This is a genomic window from Streptomyces omiyaensis (assembly GCF_014650895.1).
GTDB classification, from domain to species: domain Bacteria; phylum Actinomycetota; class Actinomycetes; order Streptomycetales; family Streptomycetaceae; genus Streptomyces; species Streptomyces omiyaensis.
Genome location: NZ_BMVV01000042.1, coordinates 1 through 16,821 on the forward strand (window position 1 = coordinate 1; position 16,821 = coordinate 16,821).

Here is a 16,821-nt window from a genome sequence, read left to right on the forward strand (position 1 = left end):
CTTCGTTCCCGTTTCCGGGCCCTCCGGGCGCTTCCTTCGTTCCCGACTCTATCAGATCTTTCCGACCCGATTTCCTCGGTGCTTTCCGGTCCCGAATTCGATTTCCTCGGGGCCTTCCGGCGCTTTCCGACTTTATCAGAATCATTTTCGGCTACCTAATCGGCGGCTTTTTTTGATTCGTGATGAGAATCGGGAGTGAGTCAGACTCTAGTTGATTACTGCCGAGCTGTCCAGCTCTAGGCAACCATCCGAATCTACCTCCCCGCGTCCACCGTGTCAACGGCTTTTTCGGGTACCGGAGGACAGTACCAGCTTCTCGGGGCCCCACGCACATCGGCGCGGTGCGGTGCTCAGGCGGGGAACACGGACGGCGGGGTGTCCAGGTCCTCCAGCTCGACTCCGGGGGCGGCGAGGACGACGTCGCCGGCGATGTGGACGGTGTGGCGCTCCCCCGTGTCGAGGGTGCTGACCTGGTACGCGTCGACGGTCAGCGGGCCGTGGTCGGTGGGGTGGACCTCGCTCGTCAGGAGGGCCCAGGACTGGTCGACGGTGAGGGGGGCGAGGACCGGGTCCGTGAAGGCGACCAGGCGGACGCGGGTCTCGGGGGCGCCCGGGGCGAGGCGCAGCAGGCGGGTGAGGGCGACCAGGAACGCCGGGGAGGTACCGGTGAAGGCGTGGGCGCGGACGTTGCCCTCGGTGGCGTGGGTGCCGGTGGGGTCCGTGCGGACCCAGGTCACGCCGTCGAGGGCGGCGCCGCGGACCTGCCAGCTCGCCGCGTGGAGCTCCAGCCGGATGGGACGGCCGAGCGCGTCGACGGCCAGGTCGACGGAGCCCGCGTGGTCACCGGCGGGGGTGGTGGTCTGCGAGACGTAGCGCCAGCCGGAGGGGCCGGGGGCGCAGTGGAAGTGTTCCTCGCCGAGGGGTGTGTGGTCGTGGGGGTCGTGGAGCGAGTAGCGGCCGCGGGGCATGGGTCCTCGGGGGAAGGAGAAGGAGGGACGGGGCAGGCCCCCGGCACGGGGGTGCCGGGGGCCTGCGTGGGTCGCCTGGGGCGCGTCGGGCGCCGGTGGCGTCAGTAGCGGTAGTGGTCGGGCTTGTACGGGCCCTCGACCTGGACGCCGATGTACGCGGCCTGCTCCGGGCGGAGCGTCGTGAGCTTCACGCCGAGGGCGGCGAGGTGGAGGCGGGCCACCTTCTCGTCCAGGTGCTTCGGGAGCGTGTAGACCTCGGTCGGGTACTGCTCCGGCTTGGTGAAGAGCTCGATCTGGGCCAGGGTCTGGTCCGCGAAGGAGTTGGACATCACGAAGGACGGGTGGCCGGTGGCGTTGCCCAGGTTCAGCAGGCGGCCCTCGGAGAGGACGATGAGGACCTTGCCGTCGGGGAAGGTCCAGGTGTGGACCTGCGGCTTGACCTCGTCCTTGACGATGCCGGGGACGGCGGCGAGTCCGGCCATGTCGATCTCGTTGTCGAAGTGGCCGATGTTGCCGACGATCGCCTGGTGCTTCATGCGGGCCATGTCGGACGCCATGACGATGTCCTTGTTGCCCGTGGTGGTGATGAAGATGTCGGCGGTCTCCACCACGTCGTCAAGGGTGGCGACCTGGTAGCCGTCCATCGCCGCCTGGAGGGCGCAGATCGGGTCGATCTCCGTGACGATCACCCGGGCGCCCTGGCCGCGCAGGGACTCGGCGCAGCCCTTGCCGACGTCGCCGTAGCCGAAGACCACGGCGGTCTTGCCGCCGATGAGGACGTCGGTGGCGCGGTTGATGCCGTCGATCAGGGAGTGGCGGCAGCCGTACTTGTTGTCGAACTTCGACTTCGTCACGGCGTCGTTCACGTTGATCGCCGGGAAGAGCAGGGTGCCGTTCTGCATCATCTCGTAGAGACGGTGCACGCCGGTGGTGGTCTCCTCGGTGACGCCGCGGATCTCGGACGCCAGCTGGGTCCACTTCTGCGGGCTCTCGGCGAGGGTGCGGTTGAGGAGGCGGAGGATGTAGCCGTACTCCTCGCTGTCCGCGGTGGCCGGGTCCGGGGCGGAGCCGGCCTTCTCGAACTCGACGCCCTTGTGGACGAGGAGGGTGGCGTCACCGCCGTCGTCCAGGATCATGTTCGGGCCGCCGGTGGGGGTGTTCGGCCAGGTCAGGGCCTGCTCGGTGCACCACCAGTACTCCTCCAGGGTCTCGCCCTTCCAGGCGAAGACCGGGACGCCCCGCGGGTCCTCCGGGGTCCCGTCCGGGCCCACGGCGATGGCCGCGGCGGCGTGGTCCTGGGTGGAGAAGATGTTGCAGGAGGCCCAGCGGACCTCGGCGCCGAGCGCGACGAGCGTCTCGATCAGGACGGCCGTCTGCACCGTCATGTGGAGGGAACCGGTGATCCGGGCGCCGGCCAGCGGCTGCGTCTCGGCGTACTCGCGGCGGATCGCCATCAGACCGGGCATCTCGTGCTCGGCGAGGGTGATCTCCTTGCGGCCGAAAGCGGCCAGGGACAGGTCGGCGACCTTGAAGTCCTGCTGTGCGGCAGTCGTCATGACGGGTGCTGCTCCTCGTGGGATCGAGTGGCGAGGGTCGGTGTACGGCGCCTGACACCGCGGTCGAGGCACCTGCGGGCACACGAATGCCCGGGTGGTTCGCGGTGCAGTCGTCGGAGGCCCTCTCTCCCTCGGCCGGCCCCTGGGGGGCCGCCCGACCGCCATCAGCAGCGACGTCTGGCTCATCACGAATCTACACCGGTCGGAGCACCGGCCGCAGGCCGTACGGACGAGGCCCCCGGGTGCGCGCGGTGCGCTCCGGGGGCCTCATCAGGATGTTCGACGGGTGGTGCGGGGGCTCAGTGGCCGGATCCGCCCGGAGTCTTGGCCGGGTTCGCACCCGCGGCGGCCGCGGCGGCGTCGTAGATGTCCGGTTCCAGGTAGATGACCCGGGCGATCGGGACGGCCGCGCGGATGCGCTCCTCGGCGGCGTTGATGGCGGCGGCGACCTGGGGGGCGGTCTCGTCGGTCGCGACGGCGATCTTCGCGGCGACGAGGAGCTCCTCGGGGCCGAGGTGGAGGGTGCGCATGTGGATGAGGCGGGTGACGGTGTCGCCGTCGACGATCGCCTCCTCGATCTTCTTCACCTCGTCGAGGCCGGCGGCCTCGCCGAGCAGGAGCGACTTGGTCTCCAGGGCGAGGACGATCGCGATGAGGATGAGCAGGACGCCGATGCAGAGGGTGCCGATGCCGTCCCAGACGCCGTCGCCGGTGAGGAGGGCGAGGCCCACGCCGCCGAGGGCGAGGACGAGGCCGACGAGGGCGCCGAGGTCCTCCAGGAGGACGACGGGCAGCTCGGGGGCCTTGGCGCGGCGGACGAACTGCGTCCAGGTCAGGCCGCCTCGGACCGCGTTCGACTCCTTGATGGCGGTGCGGAAGGAGAAGGACTCGGCGATGATCGCGAAGACCAGGACGCCGACCGGCCAGTACCAGGCCTCGATCGGGTGCGGGTCGTGGATCTTCTCGTAGCCCTCGTAGATGGCGAACATGCCGCCGACGGAGAAGAGCACGATGGAGACGAGGAAGGCGTAGATGTAGCGCTCGCGCCCGTAGCCGAAGGGGTGCTGGGGGGTGGCCTCCCGCTGGGCCTTCTTGCCGCCGAGCAGGAGCAGGCCCTGGTTGCCGGAGTCGGCGAGGGAGTGGACGCTCTCGGCGAGCATCGAGGACGAGCCACTGAAGAGGAACGCCACGAACTTGGCTGCGGCGATCGCGAGGTTGGCGGCGAGGGCCGCCACGATCGCCTTGGTTCCGCCTGACGCGCTCATGGGTCTGTCTGTTCCCTTCGTCGGTGCTCCGGCCCGGTGACCGAGGCCGCGGTACGGCCGGTCATTGTTGCATCAGGCCACGACGGTGGCGCGGAACACGGTGCCCGCTCCGGACAGTTCGACGGACTCGCCGGCGGGGACGAAGGCCGATTCACCCGGGCCCAGGACGATTTCGCCCGCTTTCGGGTGGCCGGCGGTGGCGAGCAGGATCTGCGGGGTGCCGGCGGTCAGGTCGGTGGGGACGGCGCCCTCGGCCCGGACGAGGCGGGAGAGCCGGAACTCGTCGATGGGGGTCTCGTAGACCTCCTCGCCCGTCGGGGAGGCCTCGGGGCGCAGGACGGCGGGGTCGCCGGGCTCCAGGCGGACGACCCGGAGGAGCTCGGGGACGTCGACGTGCTTGGGGGTGAGGCCGCAGCGGAGCACGTTGTCGCTGTTGGCCATGATCTCGACGCCGAGGCCGGAGACGTAGGCGTGCGGGACGCCGGCGCCCAGGTAGAGGGCCTCGCCGGGCTGGAGCCGGACGTGGTGGAGGAGCATCGCGGCGATGACGCCGGGGTCGCCCGGGAAGTGGTGGGCGAGGACGGCGTACGGGGCGAGGTCGCCGCCCAGCCGGTCCGCGGCCTCGGCGGCCTCGGTGACGGTCTGCGCCATCTCCTCCGGGTCGGCGGTGAGCAGGGCCGTGAGGACCTCGCGGAGGGCGGCCTCCTCCGGGTGGGCGAGGAGGAGGTCGGCGTACGGCTTGAGGGAGTCGACGCCGAGGGCGGCGAGGGTGCCGGCGGCCTCGGCGGGCGCCCGGAATCCGCAGAACCCTTCGAAGGGGGTCAGCGCGCAGATCATCTCGGGCTTGTGGTTGGTGTCCTTGTACGTGCGGTGCGGCGCGTCGACCGGGATGCCGGCGGCCTCCTCGGCGGCGAACCCGGCGCGGGCCTGCTCCAGGTCGGGGTGGACCTGGAGGGAGAGCGGGGCGCCGGCGGCCAGGAGCTTGAGGAGGAAGGGCAGGCGGGGGCCGAACTTCTCGACGGCGGCGGCGCCCAGTTCGCGTACCGGGTCGGCCTCGATCAGCTCGTTGAGCGGTCCTCGGGCGGTCAGCGAGGGAGCACCGGGGTGCGCGCCCATCCACATCTCGGCCTGCGGCTCGCCGGTGGGGGCGGTGCCGAGCAGTTCCGGGATGGCCGTCGTGGATCCCCAGGCGTAGGGGCGGACGGCGTTGACGAGGCGTTCCATGGTGGCTTCCAGCTCCTCGGGGCGGTGACGGTGACGGTGCCAGACGACAGATGACAGGGGGCGGGTGACACACGGGCGTCCGGAAGCCGACCGGGGGGTGTCCGGGGCCGTACGCCGGGGGTGCCGCGGCCGGGTCCCCGTGCCGCGCCCGGGGTCAGGGGGCCATGTGGCCCGAGGTCGCCAGCGAGAGGTAGACGGCGGCGAAGTCGGTGACGGCGAGGAGCTCCGCGAGGGTCTCCAGGGCGTCGCCCTCCTCGGGTTCGAGCTCGCTGACGGCGGTGTCGTGGCCGAGGGCGAGTTCGCGGGCGGCGGGGGCGGCGCTGAGGGCGCCCGCGGGCCGGTCGCGGAGGAGGACGACCCGGGCGCGGGGCGCCTGGCTCTCCTCGACGCGGTCGCGGAAGAAGTCGTCGGGGTCGGCCGCGGCGGCGTAGGCGCCGGCGAGGAGGACGCCGTGGGCGGGGAGCGCCTCGGGGAGTTCGGCGGCGAGGGCGGGGAGGCCGGCGAGTTCGGCGAGGACGGCGGCGAAGCGGCGCCCGGCCGGTCCGGCGGCTTCGCCCTCGGTCCAGACGAGGGGGAGGGACTCGGCGAGCTCGGCGGCGAGGGTCTTGGCCGGGTTGGAGTAGGTGGCGATGGCGGGGCCGCAGCGCTCGGCGGTGCGGTCGAGCCGGTCGGCGACCCGCTCCAGCGCCTCGGGCGGGGCCTCGATGAGGCCGACGCGGTCGAGGAGGGCGAGGAGGGGGGTGAAGAGGGCCCAGAGGGCGCCGGGGCTGGCGGCGAGGCTCTCGCCGTACTCGTCGGGCGCCTCGTGCGGGGCCATCGCCAGCGGGACGAAGAGGCCGCGGGAGCCGCTGACGGCCTCGGAGAGCGGGGAGCCCTCGGGGGCGACGGCGACGACGGTGATGCCGCGGCGGTACGCCTGCTCGGCGAGGAGCGCGAGGCCGGGCTCGGAGCCGTCGGCGGTGGGGAGGAGGAGCAGGTCCACGGAGCCGGCCCAGCCGGGCAGGGCCCAGCGCAGGGCGCCGGCGGCGGGTGCGACGCCGGTGGGAGCGAGGCGTACGACGGGGGCGGAGGCGCCGGCGAGGGCGCCGATCAGGTCGGCGACGCCGGCGGCGGCGGTGCCGGGGCCCGCGACGAGGACGGCGCGGGGCCGGCCCTCGGGGCGGAGGTCGGCGATGCCGGCCTCGGCGGCGTGGCGGGCGGCGGTGCGGACCCGGGCGCCGGCCTCGGCGGCGCCGCGCAGAAGGCCGCGGCGGTCGGCCAGGGCGAGGGCGTCCGGTGCGTCGAGCAGGGTCTCGTCCAGCATGTGGCGGGCCTCCTGGGCGGGCGCGGTGTGCCGTGCGGCGCGGCGCGGGTGCGGTGCGGCGTGCGGCGCGGCGCGGGTGTGGATGCGGTGCGGGCGCTCCGGGTGGGTGTCCCTGGGGTCGGGCGTCGCCCCGGGGGTCTGTGCCCACCCGTTCCGCCCTCGCGGAACGCCTGCCCGCGAAGCGCCCGTGGGGCGCCCGCCCACCAAGCTCTCGTGGGGCGCCCGTGGGGCGTCTGTCCGCGGAGGGGTCGCGGGGCGGTCAGGCGGGGCGGCGGGCTTCGTCCACCAGGAGGACGGGGATGGCGTCGCGCACGGGGTAGGCGAGGCCGCAGTCGGGGGACGTGCAGACCAGCTCGGGGGTCTCGTCCGCCGTGCGGTCGTTCAGCGGAGCGTGGCAGGCCGGGCAGGCCAGGATCTCCAGGAGGCCGGCTTCGAGCGGCATGGGGTGTCCCTTCGTACCAAGTGAATGGTGCTGGTCAGCCTACCGCCGGGGGCGGGGAGTCGCGGCTCGGCGAGCGGCGGCTCCCCGCCCCCGGGGCGGGGCGGGCGGGTGTCGGGTCAGGCGCGGACGAGGGCGAGGACCTCGTCGCGGACCGCGGCCATGGTGGCCGCGTCGCGGGCCTCGACGTTGAGGCGGAGCAGCGGCTCGGTGTTGGACGGGCGGAGGTTGAACCACCAGTCGGCGGCGGCGACGGTGAGGCCGTCGAGCTCGTCGAGGGTGACGCCGTCCCGGCCGGCGTAGGCGGCCTTGACCGCGGCGGTCCTGGCGGCCTGGTCGGCGACGGTGGAGTTGATCTCGCCGGAGCCGGTGTAGCGGTCGTAGGCGGCGACGAGCTCGGAGAGCGGGCCCTCCTGGCCGCCGAGGGCGGCGAGGACGTGGAGGGCGGCGAGCATGCCGGTGTCGGCGTTCCAGAAGTCCTTGAAGTAGTAGTGCGCCGAGTGCTCGCCGCCGAAGATCGCCCCGGACTTCGCCATCTCCTCCTTGATGAAGGAGTGGCCGACGCGGGTGCGGACGGGGGCGCCGCCGTTCTCGCGGACGACCTCGGGGACCGACCAGGAGGTGATCAGGTTGTGGATGATCGTTCCGCCGGGGTGCTTGGCGAGCTCGCGGGCGGCGACGAGGGCGGTGATCGCGGAGGGGGAGACCGGCTCGCCGCGCTCGTCGACGACGAAGCAGCGGTCGGCGTCGCCGTCGAAGGCCAGGCCGAGGTCGGCGCCCTCGGCGCGGACGCGGGCCTGGAGGTCGACGATGTTCTTCGGGTCGAGCGGGTTGGCCTCGTGGTGGGGGAAGGTGCCGTCGAGCTCGAAGTACATCGGCACGGTGTCGAGCGGGAGGCCGTCGAAGACGGTGGGGACGGTGTGGCCGCCCATGCCGTTGCCGGCGTCGACGACGACCTTGAGCGGGCGGATCGCGGTGAGGTCGACCAGCGCCTTGAGGTGGCCGGCGTAGTCGGCCAGGGTGTCCCGCTCGGTGACGGTGCCGGTGGTGGCGGCGGCCTCGGGGGCGCCCTCCTCCAGCCAGCGCTCGGCGAGGGCGCGGATGTCGGCGAGGCCGGTGTCCTGGCCGACGGGGGCGGCGCCGGCGCGGCACATCTTGATGCCGTTGTACTGGGCCGGGTTGTGCGAGGCGGTGAACATCGCGCCGGGCAGGCCGAGGCTGCCGGAGGCGAAGTACAGCTGGTCCGTGGAGCAGAGCCCGATGAGGGTGACGTCGGCGCCGAGGCGGGTCGCGCCGCGCGCGAAGGCGTCGGCGAGGCCGGGCGAGGAGGGGCGCATGTCATGGCCGACGACGATGGCGTCGGCGTCCGTCACCCGGACGAAGGCGGCGCCGAAGAGTTCGGCGAGCTCCTCGTCCCACTGGTCCGGGACCACCCCGCGGACGTCGTACGCCTTCACGATCTGCGACAGATCGGCAGTCACGGATCCACCCTCCTGAGTTCTCGGCACGCGTGTGCGGCGCGTGTGCGGAACGCCCAAACTACCCGGGACGGGGGTGGGGCACTCGGGCGGTGGCCGGTTGTGGACGTCCGCCCGGGCGCGACGGGATCAGTTGTCGGGGGAGCGGAGCACCCGGAGGTGTCCGCGGCGGCCGACCTCCATGGGGTCGCCGCCCCGGCCCGTGCCGGGCTTGCCGGCCTCGGCGGCGCGCTCCGGGGGGCGGGCCGCCTCCCGGACCGCGTTGGCCAGGGCCTCCAGGTCGTCGCCGCTGGGGCGGGTGGGGGCGGAACCGTCGGAGAGCCGCACGACCTCCCAGCCGCGCGGGGCGGTGAGGCGCTCGCTGTGCTCGGCGCACAGGTCGTAGCAGTGGGGCTCGGCGTAGGTGGCGAGCGGGCCGAGGACCGCGGTCGAGTCGGCATAGACGTACGTCAGTGTCGCGACGGCAGGGCGGCCGCACGCAGTGCGCGAACAGCGACGTACAGGGCTCACGACGTTGGACGGTACCGCACTCTTGAGCGGGCCGCGACGACTCTCCCCCAGGTCACTCCACCGTGTCGCGGTGTGACGTCGGACACCCCCGTTCGGGTGGTGCCCGCTCTGACCTGCGGAGCAAGGGGCGCAAGGGGGGTGGCACAGGGGGCGATCCGGACAGAGAGAGGGAGAAATCCGGTCAGGCGCGGCCGGATGGCCGATCGCCGGTGGGTGCCGAATCGTTCCCCCGGACAGCCGGAATGTTCAGGTTTCGACAGGGGCGGGGGGCGGGCGGGGCCGGGGCGCGCCGATCCGCCGGTCCACGCCACGGTGCGGAGTGACCCAGGAGAGTTACGCTGCGTCAGTGATGGACACTCCTGTGCCGCCCGGACCGCCGGGCCCCCCGCAGAGCTCCGGGGAGCCGCCGGCCGAGCCGCGGGTCCGCCGGCGCGACCGGCACGGCCGCGGGATGCGGGGGCCGGTCGCGCCGCCGCAGGTGCCGCTCTCCGTGAGCCGCGCGGACACCTTCCGCGATCTGGTGCTGGACTCGGTGGAACGGCTGGAGCGGCGCTGGCCGCAGCTCCAGGACGTCGAGTTCATGATCCTGGAGGTGCCGCCGGTGGGCTCGGGCGAGACGGTGCCGCTGGGCGGTTCGGTGCCGGCGGAGAAGCGGGAGCCGGCGCGGGTGGTCGTCTACCGGCGTCCGGTGGAGATCCGGTCCAAGTCGCGCGACGAGCGGGCGGTGCTGGTCCACGAGGTCGTGGTGGAGCAGGTCGCCGAGCTGCTCGGCCTCTCCCCCGAGTCGGTCGATCCCCGGTACGGGCAGGACTGAGCCCTCCGGTACGGGCGGGACCGGCGCCCGCCCGTGCGGGCGGGCGCGCCGGCCCCTGCCGGCGGGGCGTCAGTCGTCGAGGACCGTCAGGTCCTGGCGGGCGGTCGGGACCTGGACCGTGCCGCGGTCGTCCACCAGGGTCTGGACGGTGAACATCGGGATGCCGTCCTCCGCGACGGCGAGGGTGCGCGCCGCGTACACCGGTCCGCCGCCCGCGACCGGTTCCACGGTCAGCGCGTAGGAGCCCTTGACGCCCTTGGGGGCGAGGTCGGTCAGGACGGTCGTGGTGCCCGCCTTGAGCGGGACCGTCCGGGTGGCGGGGGTGCCGCCGCCGGTGCCGGCCGAGGCGGTGACCTTCACCTGGGCGGCGCCCTCGGGGGCGCTGAGGGTGAGGGCGGTGCCCTGGGCGCGGTTGTCGGCGACGGTGGCGCGGGCGGTGACCGGGGCCGCCGCGGGGATGAACGCCATCTCCTGCTTCGCGCCCTTGCCGCGGACGATCCGGAGCGCGGCCACGACCGGGACCGGCTTCTTGGGGTCGCTCGGGGTGAGCAGCAGCGAGGCGGCGGCGCCGCGGGTGAGGTCGGGCAGGTCGACGGAGGCGGTCATGCCGGCCTTGACGTGCAGGGACTCGGCGGCCGCCGGGACGATCGTGCCGTTCGGGGTGACCAGCTGGATCTTCAGGTCGGCGTCGGAGTCGCCGGGGGCGAAGGCGACGAGGCGGACGCCGGTGGCGTCGCCCGGGATGCCGGGGAGCAGGGCGCGGGCCGCCGGGTCGGCGGAGGCGGCGAGCCAGTCGCTGCCGAGGCCGTCGGTGGCGGAGCCGAGGGAGGCGCCGACCCGGCCGCTGCGGGTGGTGACGTGGGCCGTCAGGTTCTCCTGGGCGCCTCCGGTGAGGAGGGGGCCGAGGAGGACGGGGACGGTGGAGCGCGGCGGGACCTGGACGCCCTCGGGGATGGAGGTCTTCAGCTCGCCCTCGGGGCCGTACAGCTCGATGTCGGCGACGGCGAGGGTGTCGTCCGGGTTGGTGAGGTGGACGTAGTCGGAGCGGCCCTTGGCGGTGGAGGCGGCCGGGAACCAGAAGTCGGTGTCCGGGGCGGCGCAGCCGACGCCGGAGAGGCCGCGGGCGGCGCCGGCCGGGAGGAGGGTGGTCTGCTGGACGGTCCACCCGGGGGCGAGGGTGCCGGTGGCGATGCCGGCGAGGCCGTGGCCGACGGGGCCGTCGACCTGGGTGGAGACGGGTTTGCCGGGGGCGGTGACGGAGGCGGGCGCCTTGGTGTTCTTGCCCGCCGGGGCGTTCGGGTTCCCGGCGACGCCGAGGACGGCGGTGGGCTTGGCGGCCGTGTCGCCGCCGGCCGGGGCGGTGGTGCCGGGCGGGGTGTACGAGGTGACGAGCGTCTCGGCGATCTCCGAGGCGCTCGGGGCGGGGCAGAGCAGGCTGGTGCGCTCGACGGGGAGCCGGGCGGCCTGCGGTGCGGGGGCGGCGGAGGCCGCGGCGGGCTCGCCGGGGGCGGTCAGCGCGGCGAAGCCGGTGACGGCGGCGAGGGCGGTGGCGACCGCGATCAGGGAGAGGGTGGTGCGCTTCACTGGTTGCTGCTCCCGTCGGGACGCTGCTCGGTCTCGTGGCCCTGCGGGTAGCCGTAGCCGTAGCCGTCCGCGTAGCCGTCCTGCGGGTCGTACGTCTGCGGGTCCCGCGGGTCGTGGCCCTGGGGGGCCCGGGGGTCGTACGTCCCGGTGGCGTCGTAGCCCTGGCCCTGGTCGTAGCCCTGGCCCTGGTCGTAGCCCTGGCCCTGGTCGTAGCCCTGCGCCGGGTCGTAGCCGTGCCCCTGGTCGTACCCCTGGCCCTGGTCGTACCCCTGGGGCGCGGGGTAGCCGGTCTGCGGGTCGTAGCCCTGGTCGTAGCCCTGCTGGGGGTACGCGTACGCCTGCTGCTGGTACGGGTCCGCGGCGTACTCCTGGGCGTAGCCCTGCTGGTCGTAGGCGGCGGGGGCGTACTGCTGGGCGTAGGCCGGGTCCTGGGCGCCGGTGTCCCACTCGTCCGGTTCGGCGGTCTGCTGGCCGGGGATGGCGGGGGACTCGGCGGCGTGGCCGGCCTCGGGGAGGCCGGGGCCGTCCTCGGACGCCTCGGCGGCGGCCGCGGCGGCCTCGGCCTCGGCCGCGGCGCGCAGGCGGCGGGCGCGGCGGCCGTCGCCGTCGGTGGCCTGGGCCGGGATGGCCGCCTCCTCCTCGGGCAGGTCGTCGTCGATCTCGCGGCGGCGGCCGGGCAGGGCGAGGACGACGAGGACGACGGCGAGGCCGAGCTGGGTCCAGATCCAGACGGTGTGCGCGAACGGCTCGTCGTAGGTGAGGTCGAGGCGGCCGCCCCCGGCGGGGAGCTGGAAGCCCTGGGCCCAGCCGTCGACGGTGGTCGGGGTGAGCGGCTCGCCGTCGAGGGTGGCGGTCCAGCCCTCGTCGGCGCGGTCGGCGACGCGCAGGACGCGGCCCGCCGGGCCGGCCGGGACGTCCGCGTGGGCCTCGACCGGCCCGGCGGGGACGAGGACCGGCTTGGCGGCCTCGCCGGCGGCGGCCGTCGCGGCGTCGGCCCTGGCGGCGGGCGGGACGATCATCACGCGGGCGATCTCGCGGTCGACGCGCCAGAGCGCGGCGCCGTCGAGCTGGCTGAGGCGGGAGATGCCGGGGGTGGTGTCGAGGACGCGGCTCATCTGGCGCGGCGAGCCGTCCTTCACGAGCACGTACCGGATGGCGAAGGCGCTCAGCTCCTGCGTCTGGTCGGCGCCGGAGCCCGCGACGAGCTTGGCGACGACGGAGTCGAGGCGGGGGTCGGGCTCGGCGGTCGCGGTCAGCTCGGCGTCGCCGAGGCGGGCGCCGGAGCCGCGGACCAGGGTGTAGTCGACCGCGCCGGGCGAGCTGCCGGAGAGCACCAGGGTGCGGGGCTGGTCCTCCTGGCCGCTCTCCTCGGCGACGAAGGCGGGGACCTGGACGGGGTCGCGGCGGGTCAGCGGGCCGTCGGCGCCGCCGATCATCCAGCCGGCGGCGGCGACGGCGGGGCCGAGGGCGCAGGCGAGGGCGATCAGCGCGGCGACGGGCTGGCGCCAGCCGAAGCCGTGGGCGGCGACGCGGCTGCGGCCGCCCTCGGCGCCGAGCATGCCGGCGGCGATGAGGGCGGAGCCGTAGACGAGGGTGGCGGGGCCGGCCCAGCCGGTGCCGTCGGCGCCGTTGGCCAGGGCGGCGAAGAGGAGGCCGGCGAGGGCGGCGGTCCAGGCGGCGAGGACGGCGAGGCGGCGCTCCTCGCGCAGGAGCGCGGCGAGCGCGGCCAGGACCAGGCCGAGGAGGAGGAGTCCGCCGGTGGTGCCGGGGCCGCCGGGGCTGCTCGCGAGCAGGTCGACGGCGGAGGCGGTGCCGGTGCGGAGGTCGAGTCCGGCCTCGTGGAGGAAGGCGGAGGGGTCGGTCAGCAGCGAGAGCGACCAGGGGGCCAGGGCCAGGACCGGGACGCCCGCGGCGGCGAGGAAGCGGAGCCCGTACGCGGTGATGTCGTCGCGGCGGAAGGCGAGGACGCCGAGGCCGAGGAGGACCGCGAGCGGCCACACGACCGGGGTGAACGCGGTGGCGACGGTGAGCAGCAGGGCGTAGGCCCAGGTGGCGCGCCAGCTGCCGCGGTCGGGGCGGTTGAAGCCGTGGGCGGCGACGGCGGCGCGGGCGATCAGCGGGAGCAGGATCGCGAGGATCGCGGTGCCGAGCCGGCCGGTGGCGAGGGCGCCGGTGGCGGCGGGCAGGAAGGCGTAGGCGATGGCGCCCCAGGCGAGCAGGAGCCGGGAGCCGACGAGGCCGCGGGCGGCGAAGTAGGCGGTGAAGCCGGCGAGCGGGACCGAGCAGACGAGCAGGACGGTCAGCGCGGTCGAGGTGGAGCCGAGGAAGAGGGCGGAGAGCGCGGCGAGGATGCCGAGGTAGGGCGGGGCGCTCTGGGTGCCGCCGGTGCCGAGGGCGTGCCAGGCGTCCGCGTACCGGCTCCACAGCTCGGAGACGGTGTCGGGGGCGGGCAGCAGGACGCCGCCGGCGAGGGAGCCGCCGGCGAAGAGGTTGCGGCAGGCGACGAGGGAGACGACGAGGAGGAGGGCGAAGAGGACCGGCCCGGGCTTGCGGGCGACCTTCTTCAGGCGGGCGAACTGCTCGATCTCCAGGAAGTCGGCGTCGTCGCCGCCGGGGCCGGACTCGACGGCGCCGTGGCGGGAGCCGGAGTCGGACTCGTCGCCGCCGAAGTGGGAGGCGATCTGCTCGGCGGCGGCGCGGACGGTGGCGCCGGGCGGCGGGAAGAGCGGGCGGAAGTCGCCGAGGGGGACGGCCGGGTTCTTGCGCCGCCTGCGCGCGGCGAGGATCCGCTCGGGGCGCAGCACGGTGGCGAGGAGACCGGTGATCTCGTCGACGGCCTGGCCGGGGTCCTTGCCGACCAGCAGGCCGAGGGCGCGGACCAGGGTGCCGAGGACGAGGCGGAGGAAGACGTACGGGAGGGCGCGGCCGGGGGTGTTGGCGAGCAGGGTGTAGACGGCCGCGGCCTTGTCGACGCGGTGCGGGCTGGCGGCGGTGCGGCCGGCGCAGTCGACGGTGCGGCGCTCGCGGGCGGATGCCTCGGCGTGCCGGAGGGCGGCGTCGGGGGCGACGAGGACGCGGTGGCCGGCGGAGTGGGCGCGCCAGCACAGGTCGACGTCGTCGCGCATCAGGGGCAGGCGGCGGTCGAAGCCGCCGAGGGCCTCGAAGACGTCGCGGCGGACGAGCATGCCGGCGGTGGAGACGGAGAGGACGGAGCGGACCTGGTCGTGCTGGCCCTGGTCCTGCTCGCGCCGGTCGAGTCCGGTCCAGCGGCGGCCGCTGCGGGCGAGGGTGACGCCGACCTCGAGGAGCTGCTTCCTGTCGTACCAGCCGCGCAGCTTGGGGCCGATGACGGCGGCGTCGTCGTCCGCGTCGGCGACGCGGAGGAGCTCGGCGAGGGCGCCGGGCTCGGGGGCGCAGTCGTCGTGGAGCAGCCAGAGCCACTGGACGGGTTCGCCGTGCGGGAGGTCGGGGAGGTCGTAGGCCTCGTCGTTCCAGGTGCGGCTGACGGGGTCCCAGCCGCTGGGGCGCTTGAGGTAGGGCAGGTCCTCGGGTCCGAGCACGGGGGCGGTGCGGACGGCCTCGTCGACGGCGGCGCCGAAGCCGGTGCGGCGCGCGAGGTGCAGGACGCGGTCGGCGCCGATGGCGTCGGCGACGAGCTGTGCGGAGTCGTCGGCGCTGCCGGTGTCGGCGGCGATCACGCCCTGCACCGGGCGCTCCTGGGCGAGCAGCCCGGAGAGCGCGTCGGGCAGCCAGCGGGCTCCGTCGTGGGTGACGAGCACGGCGGTGACGACGTGCCTGGGGAACTCAGGAGTTGAGGACATCGAGCTACGGGCCCTCCGGCCGGGGTCGCCCGCGGGGGGCGTGGGGAGCGTCTCGGACGGAGGCCCACACTAGTGGCTGCGGCTGCGGGGCCGGGGCGGTGCGGTCGCCGGGGGCGGGTGCGCGGGAGGCCGGGCGGGGTGCGCGGGCGGTGCGCGCGGGAGGCCGGGCGGGGTGCGCGGGCGGGTCCGGTCCCGGTGGGGCGCGGCCCGTGGCGGGGGCCGGGAACAGCGAACGGTCCGCCTCCTGTGCCGGGCACGGGGACGGACCGTCGGGGTCTTCGTGGGGGTCTTCGCCGGGTTCCGCGGGCGGTGCTCCGTGAGCTTCCTCGCGGGGGGCGGTTTCCGGCCGGGGGCCGGTTCAGACGGCGGCCTTCTTCAGCCGGCGCCGCTCGCGCTCGGAGAGGCCTCCCCAGATGCCGAAGCGCTCGTCGTTCTGGAGCGCGTACTCCAGGCATTCGGAGCGGACTTCGCAGGCGAGGCAGACCTTCTTGGCCTCTCGGGTCGAGCCGCCCTTCTCGGGGAAGAAGGACTCGGGGTCGGTCTGGGCGCACAGCGCGCGCTCCTGCCAGCCGAGTTCCTCGTCCGCGTCCTCGACCAGCAGTTCCTGGAACAACTCGGTCATCTGCGCCCCTCGTCTGTCTGTGCGTCCCGTGGTGTCGCCGTGATCGAAACGGCCGAACGACACGAGTGAAATTACAAGTTCGTGCTCTGTGCGAGTCAAGCCGAGATCTGCTATTGGGCCTCGTATTCACTCTGCGGAACCAAGCCTATGCGGAAAGTGTTCAAATCACCAAAAACGTGACACATGCCGCTGGCCGATCCCGCAGTGTCGTGCCTCCGCCCAGAAGGACGTACGAGACTTGGATCTTGTTGCGATCCAGCCATGGAAGCGATCCGGATCACAGTCCGGTCACGGACGTGCGGTCACCGGCCGCGCCCACGGGCACGACTATGGCGCCGTGTTGCCTGCTCCCGGGCTGAATAAACCTTTCTCCGGGCACCGTAACCGGATGAGGTGAAACATTACCCCCAAATCGGTCATTGAGTTGACAGTCGGGTACCCCTCCCGCCACTTTGGTGGCATGCCAGCGACCGCAGCGCCCGCCGCGACCCACGCCCGTGGGTTCCGCCGCGCTGTCCAGGCGCGCTGTTGCTGTTGCTGTTCCGGCTGTTGATGCCCCCGAGCTCCGGCCCCTTCCCCCAGCGTCACCCTGCGTCACCCGAGTCACCCGTACGACCCCCGTGCCGTGACCCCCCACCGCTCTTCGTTTCTGCTGAGGAACAACCCCGCCCATGAACATGGACAGCGACCTTCAGATCGCCGGCGACCTCATGGAGGTCCCGCACCTGCTCCAGCCCGAGCGCGAGCACCCCGTCACCGTGGCCGAGTTCGCCGGTCTCGCCCGCGAGATCGCCGCGGACCGCGACCGGTGGGCCCCGCACGTCGAGTACGACGCCACCACCCGCTGGTACCACCGGCTGCGCACCGGGCCCGGGTACGAGGTGTGGCTGCTCTCCTGGGTGCCGGGCCAGGGCAGCGGCCTCCACGACCACGGCCGCTCCTCCGGCGTCCTCACCGTCCTCCAGGGCGAGTTGACGGAGCGCACGGACCGGGGCGTGCGGACCATGCGGCCCGGGACCCAGCGGGTCTTCGCGCCCGGATACGTCCACGAGGTCGTCAACGACTCCCTGGAGCCCGTGGTCAGCCTGCACGTCTACTTCCCCGGCCTCACCGACATGCCGATGCACGAGTCGTACCAGGGCCGGTGCGCCCCGGCCGGCCGGGAGACCGTCACCGCCTGACGGCCCGCCCTCCCCCGGCCCCCGCCGGGGGGGGCCGCCCGGCCCGGCCACCACCC

At 74.4% G+C, this 16,821-nt stretch carries 13 protein-coding genes; 2 read left to right on the top strand and 11 right to left on the bottom strand.

The features are described 5' to 3' along the window. Positions 1–350 precede the first annotated feature (350 nt). The 8 genes from IE287_RS35955 to IE287_RS35990 form a co-directional block, all read right to left on the bottom strand. Positions 351–968, bottom strand: a complete 618-nt coding sequence (locus IE287_RS35955) for a hypothetical protein (protein ID WP_189853617.1) — start codon at positions 966–968, stop codon at positions 351–353. A gap of 101 nt (positions 969–1,069) precedes the next feature. Further along, positions 1,070–2,524: an adenosylhomocysteinase gene (ahcY, locus tag IE287_RS35960; protein WP_189853618.1), complete on the bottom strand. Its 1,455-nt coding sequence runs from the start codon at positions 2,522–2,524 to the stop codon at positions 1,070–1,072. A gap of 299 nt (positions 2,525–2,823) precedes the next feature. Next, complete coding sequence (locus tag IE287_RS35965; protein WP_189853619.1) at positions 2,824–3,789, bottom strand: cation diffusion facilitator family transporter; 966 nt, start codon at positions 3,787–3,789, stop codon at positions 2,824–2,826. Positions 3,790–3,861: 72 nt separating this feature from the next. Further along, entirely contained in the window at positions 3,862–5,013 is a 1,152-nt protein-coding gene (gene manA, locus IE287_RS35970) for a mannose-6-phosphate isomerase, class I (RefSeq protein WP_189853620.1), read from the bottom strand. A 154-nt stretch (positions 5,014–5,167) separates the two neighbouring features. Further along, positions 5,168–6,316 carry an SIS domain-containing protein gene (locus tag IE287_RS35975; RefSeq protein WP_189853621.1) on the bottom strand — a complete coding sequence of 383 codons (1,149 nt, stop codon included), beginning with the start codon at positions 6,314–6,316 and terminating at the stop codon, positions 5,168–5,170. Positions 6,317–6,575: 259 nt separating this feature from the next. Then, positions 6,576–6,758 carry a Trm112 family protein gene (locus IE287_RS35980; RefSeq protein ID WP_189853622.1) on the bottom strand — a complete coding sequence of 61 codons (183 nt, stop codon included), beginning with the start codon at positions 6,756–6,758 and terminating at the stop codon, positions 6,576–6,578. A gap of 116 nt (positions 6,759–6,874) precedes the next feature. After that, positions 6,875–8,236, bottom strand: a complete 1,362-nt coding sequence (locus IE287_RS35985) for a phosphomannomutase/phosphoglucomutase (RefSeq protein WP_189853623.1) — start codon at positions 8,234–8,236, stop codon at positions 6,875–6,877. Positions 8,237–8,362: 126 nt separating this feature from the next. After that, on the bottom strand, positions 8,363–8,794 hold the full coding sequence (locus IE287_RS35990; protein WP_189853637.1) for a DUF3499 domain-containing protein: 432 nt from the start codon (positions 8,792–8,794) through the stop codon (positions 8,363–8,365). 298 nt (positions 8,795–9,092) lie between these two features. Here IE287_RS35990 and IE287_RS35995 point away from each other — a divergent pair, with 298 nt between their 5' ends. Next, positions 9,093–9,557, top strand: coding sequence for a metallopeptidase family protein (locus IE287_RS35995; RefSeq protein ID WP_189853638.1), 465 nt, complete (start codon positions 9,093–9,095; stop codon positions 9,555–9,557). Positions 9,558–9,626: 69 nt separating this feature from the next. On the opposite strand, the gene IE287_RS36000 is transcribed toward IE287_RS35995, so the two are convergent. From IE287_RS36000 to IE287_RS36010, 3 genes are all read right to left on the bottom strand, one after another. Beyond that, the gene (locus IE287_RS36000) at positions 9,627–11,141 is read right to left on the bottom strand and encodes a DUF5719 family protein (RefSeq protein WP_189853624.1); all 1,515 of its coding nucleotides are present in this window, start codon (positions 11,139–11,141) and stop codon (positions 9,627–9,629) included. After that, positions 11,138–14,962, bottom strand: coding sequence for a glycosyltransferase (locus IE287_RS36005; protein WP_189853625.1), 3,825 nt, complete (start codon positions 14,960–14,962; stop codon positions 11,138–11,140). The genes IE287_RS36000 and IE287_RS36005 overlap by 4 nt, the downstream gene beginning before the upstream one ends. 358 nt (positions 14,963–15,320) lie before the next feature. Further along, the gene (locus tag IE287_RS36010; RefSeq protein ID WP_015033978.1) at positions 15,321–15,584 is read right to left on the bottom strand and encodes a WhiB family transcriptional regulator; all 264 of its coding nucleotides are present in this window, start codon (positions 15,582–15,584) and stop codon (positions 15,321–15,323) included. 671 nt (positions 15,585–16,255) lie between these two features. Between IE287_RS36010 and IE287_RS36015 the strand changes: the two genes are divergently transcribed. Then, the gene (locus IE287_RS36015) at positions 16,256–16,765 is read left to right on the top strand and encodes a cysteine dioxygenase (RefSeq protein WP_189853626.1); all 510 of its coding nucleotides are present in this window, start codon (positions 16,256–16,258) and stop codon (positions 16,763–16,765) included. The last annotated feature ends 56 nt before the right edge of the window (positions 16,766–16,821 follow it).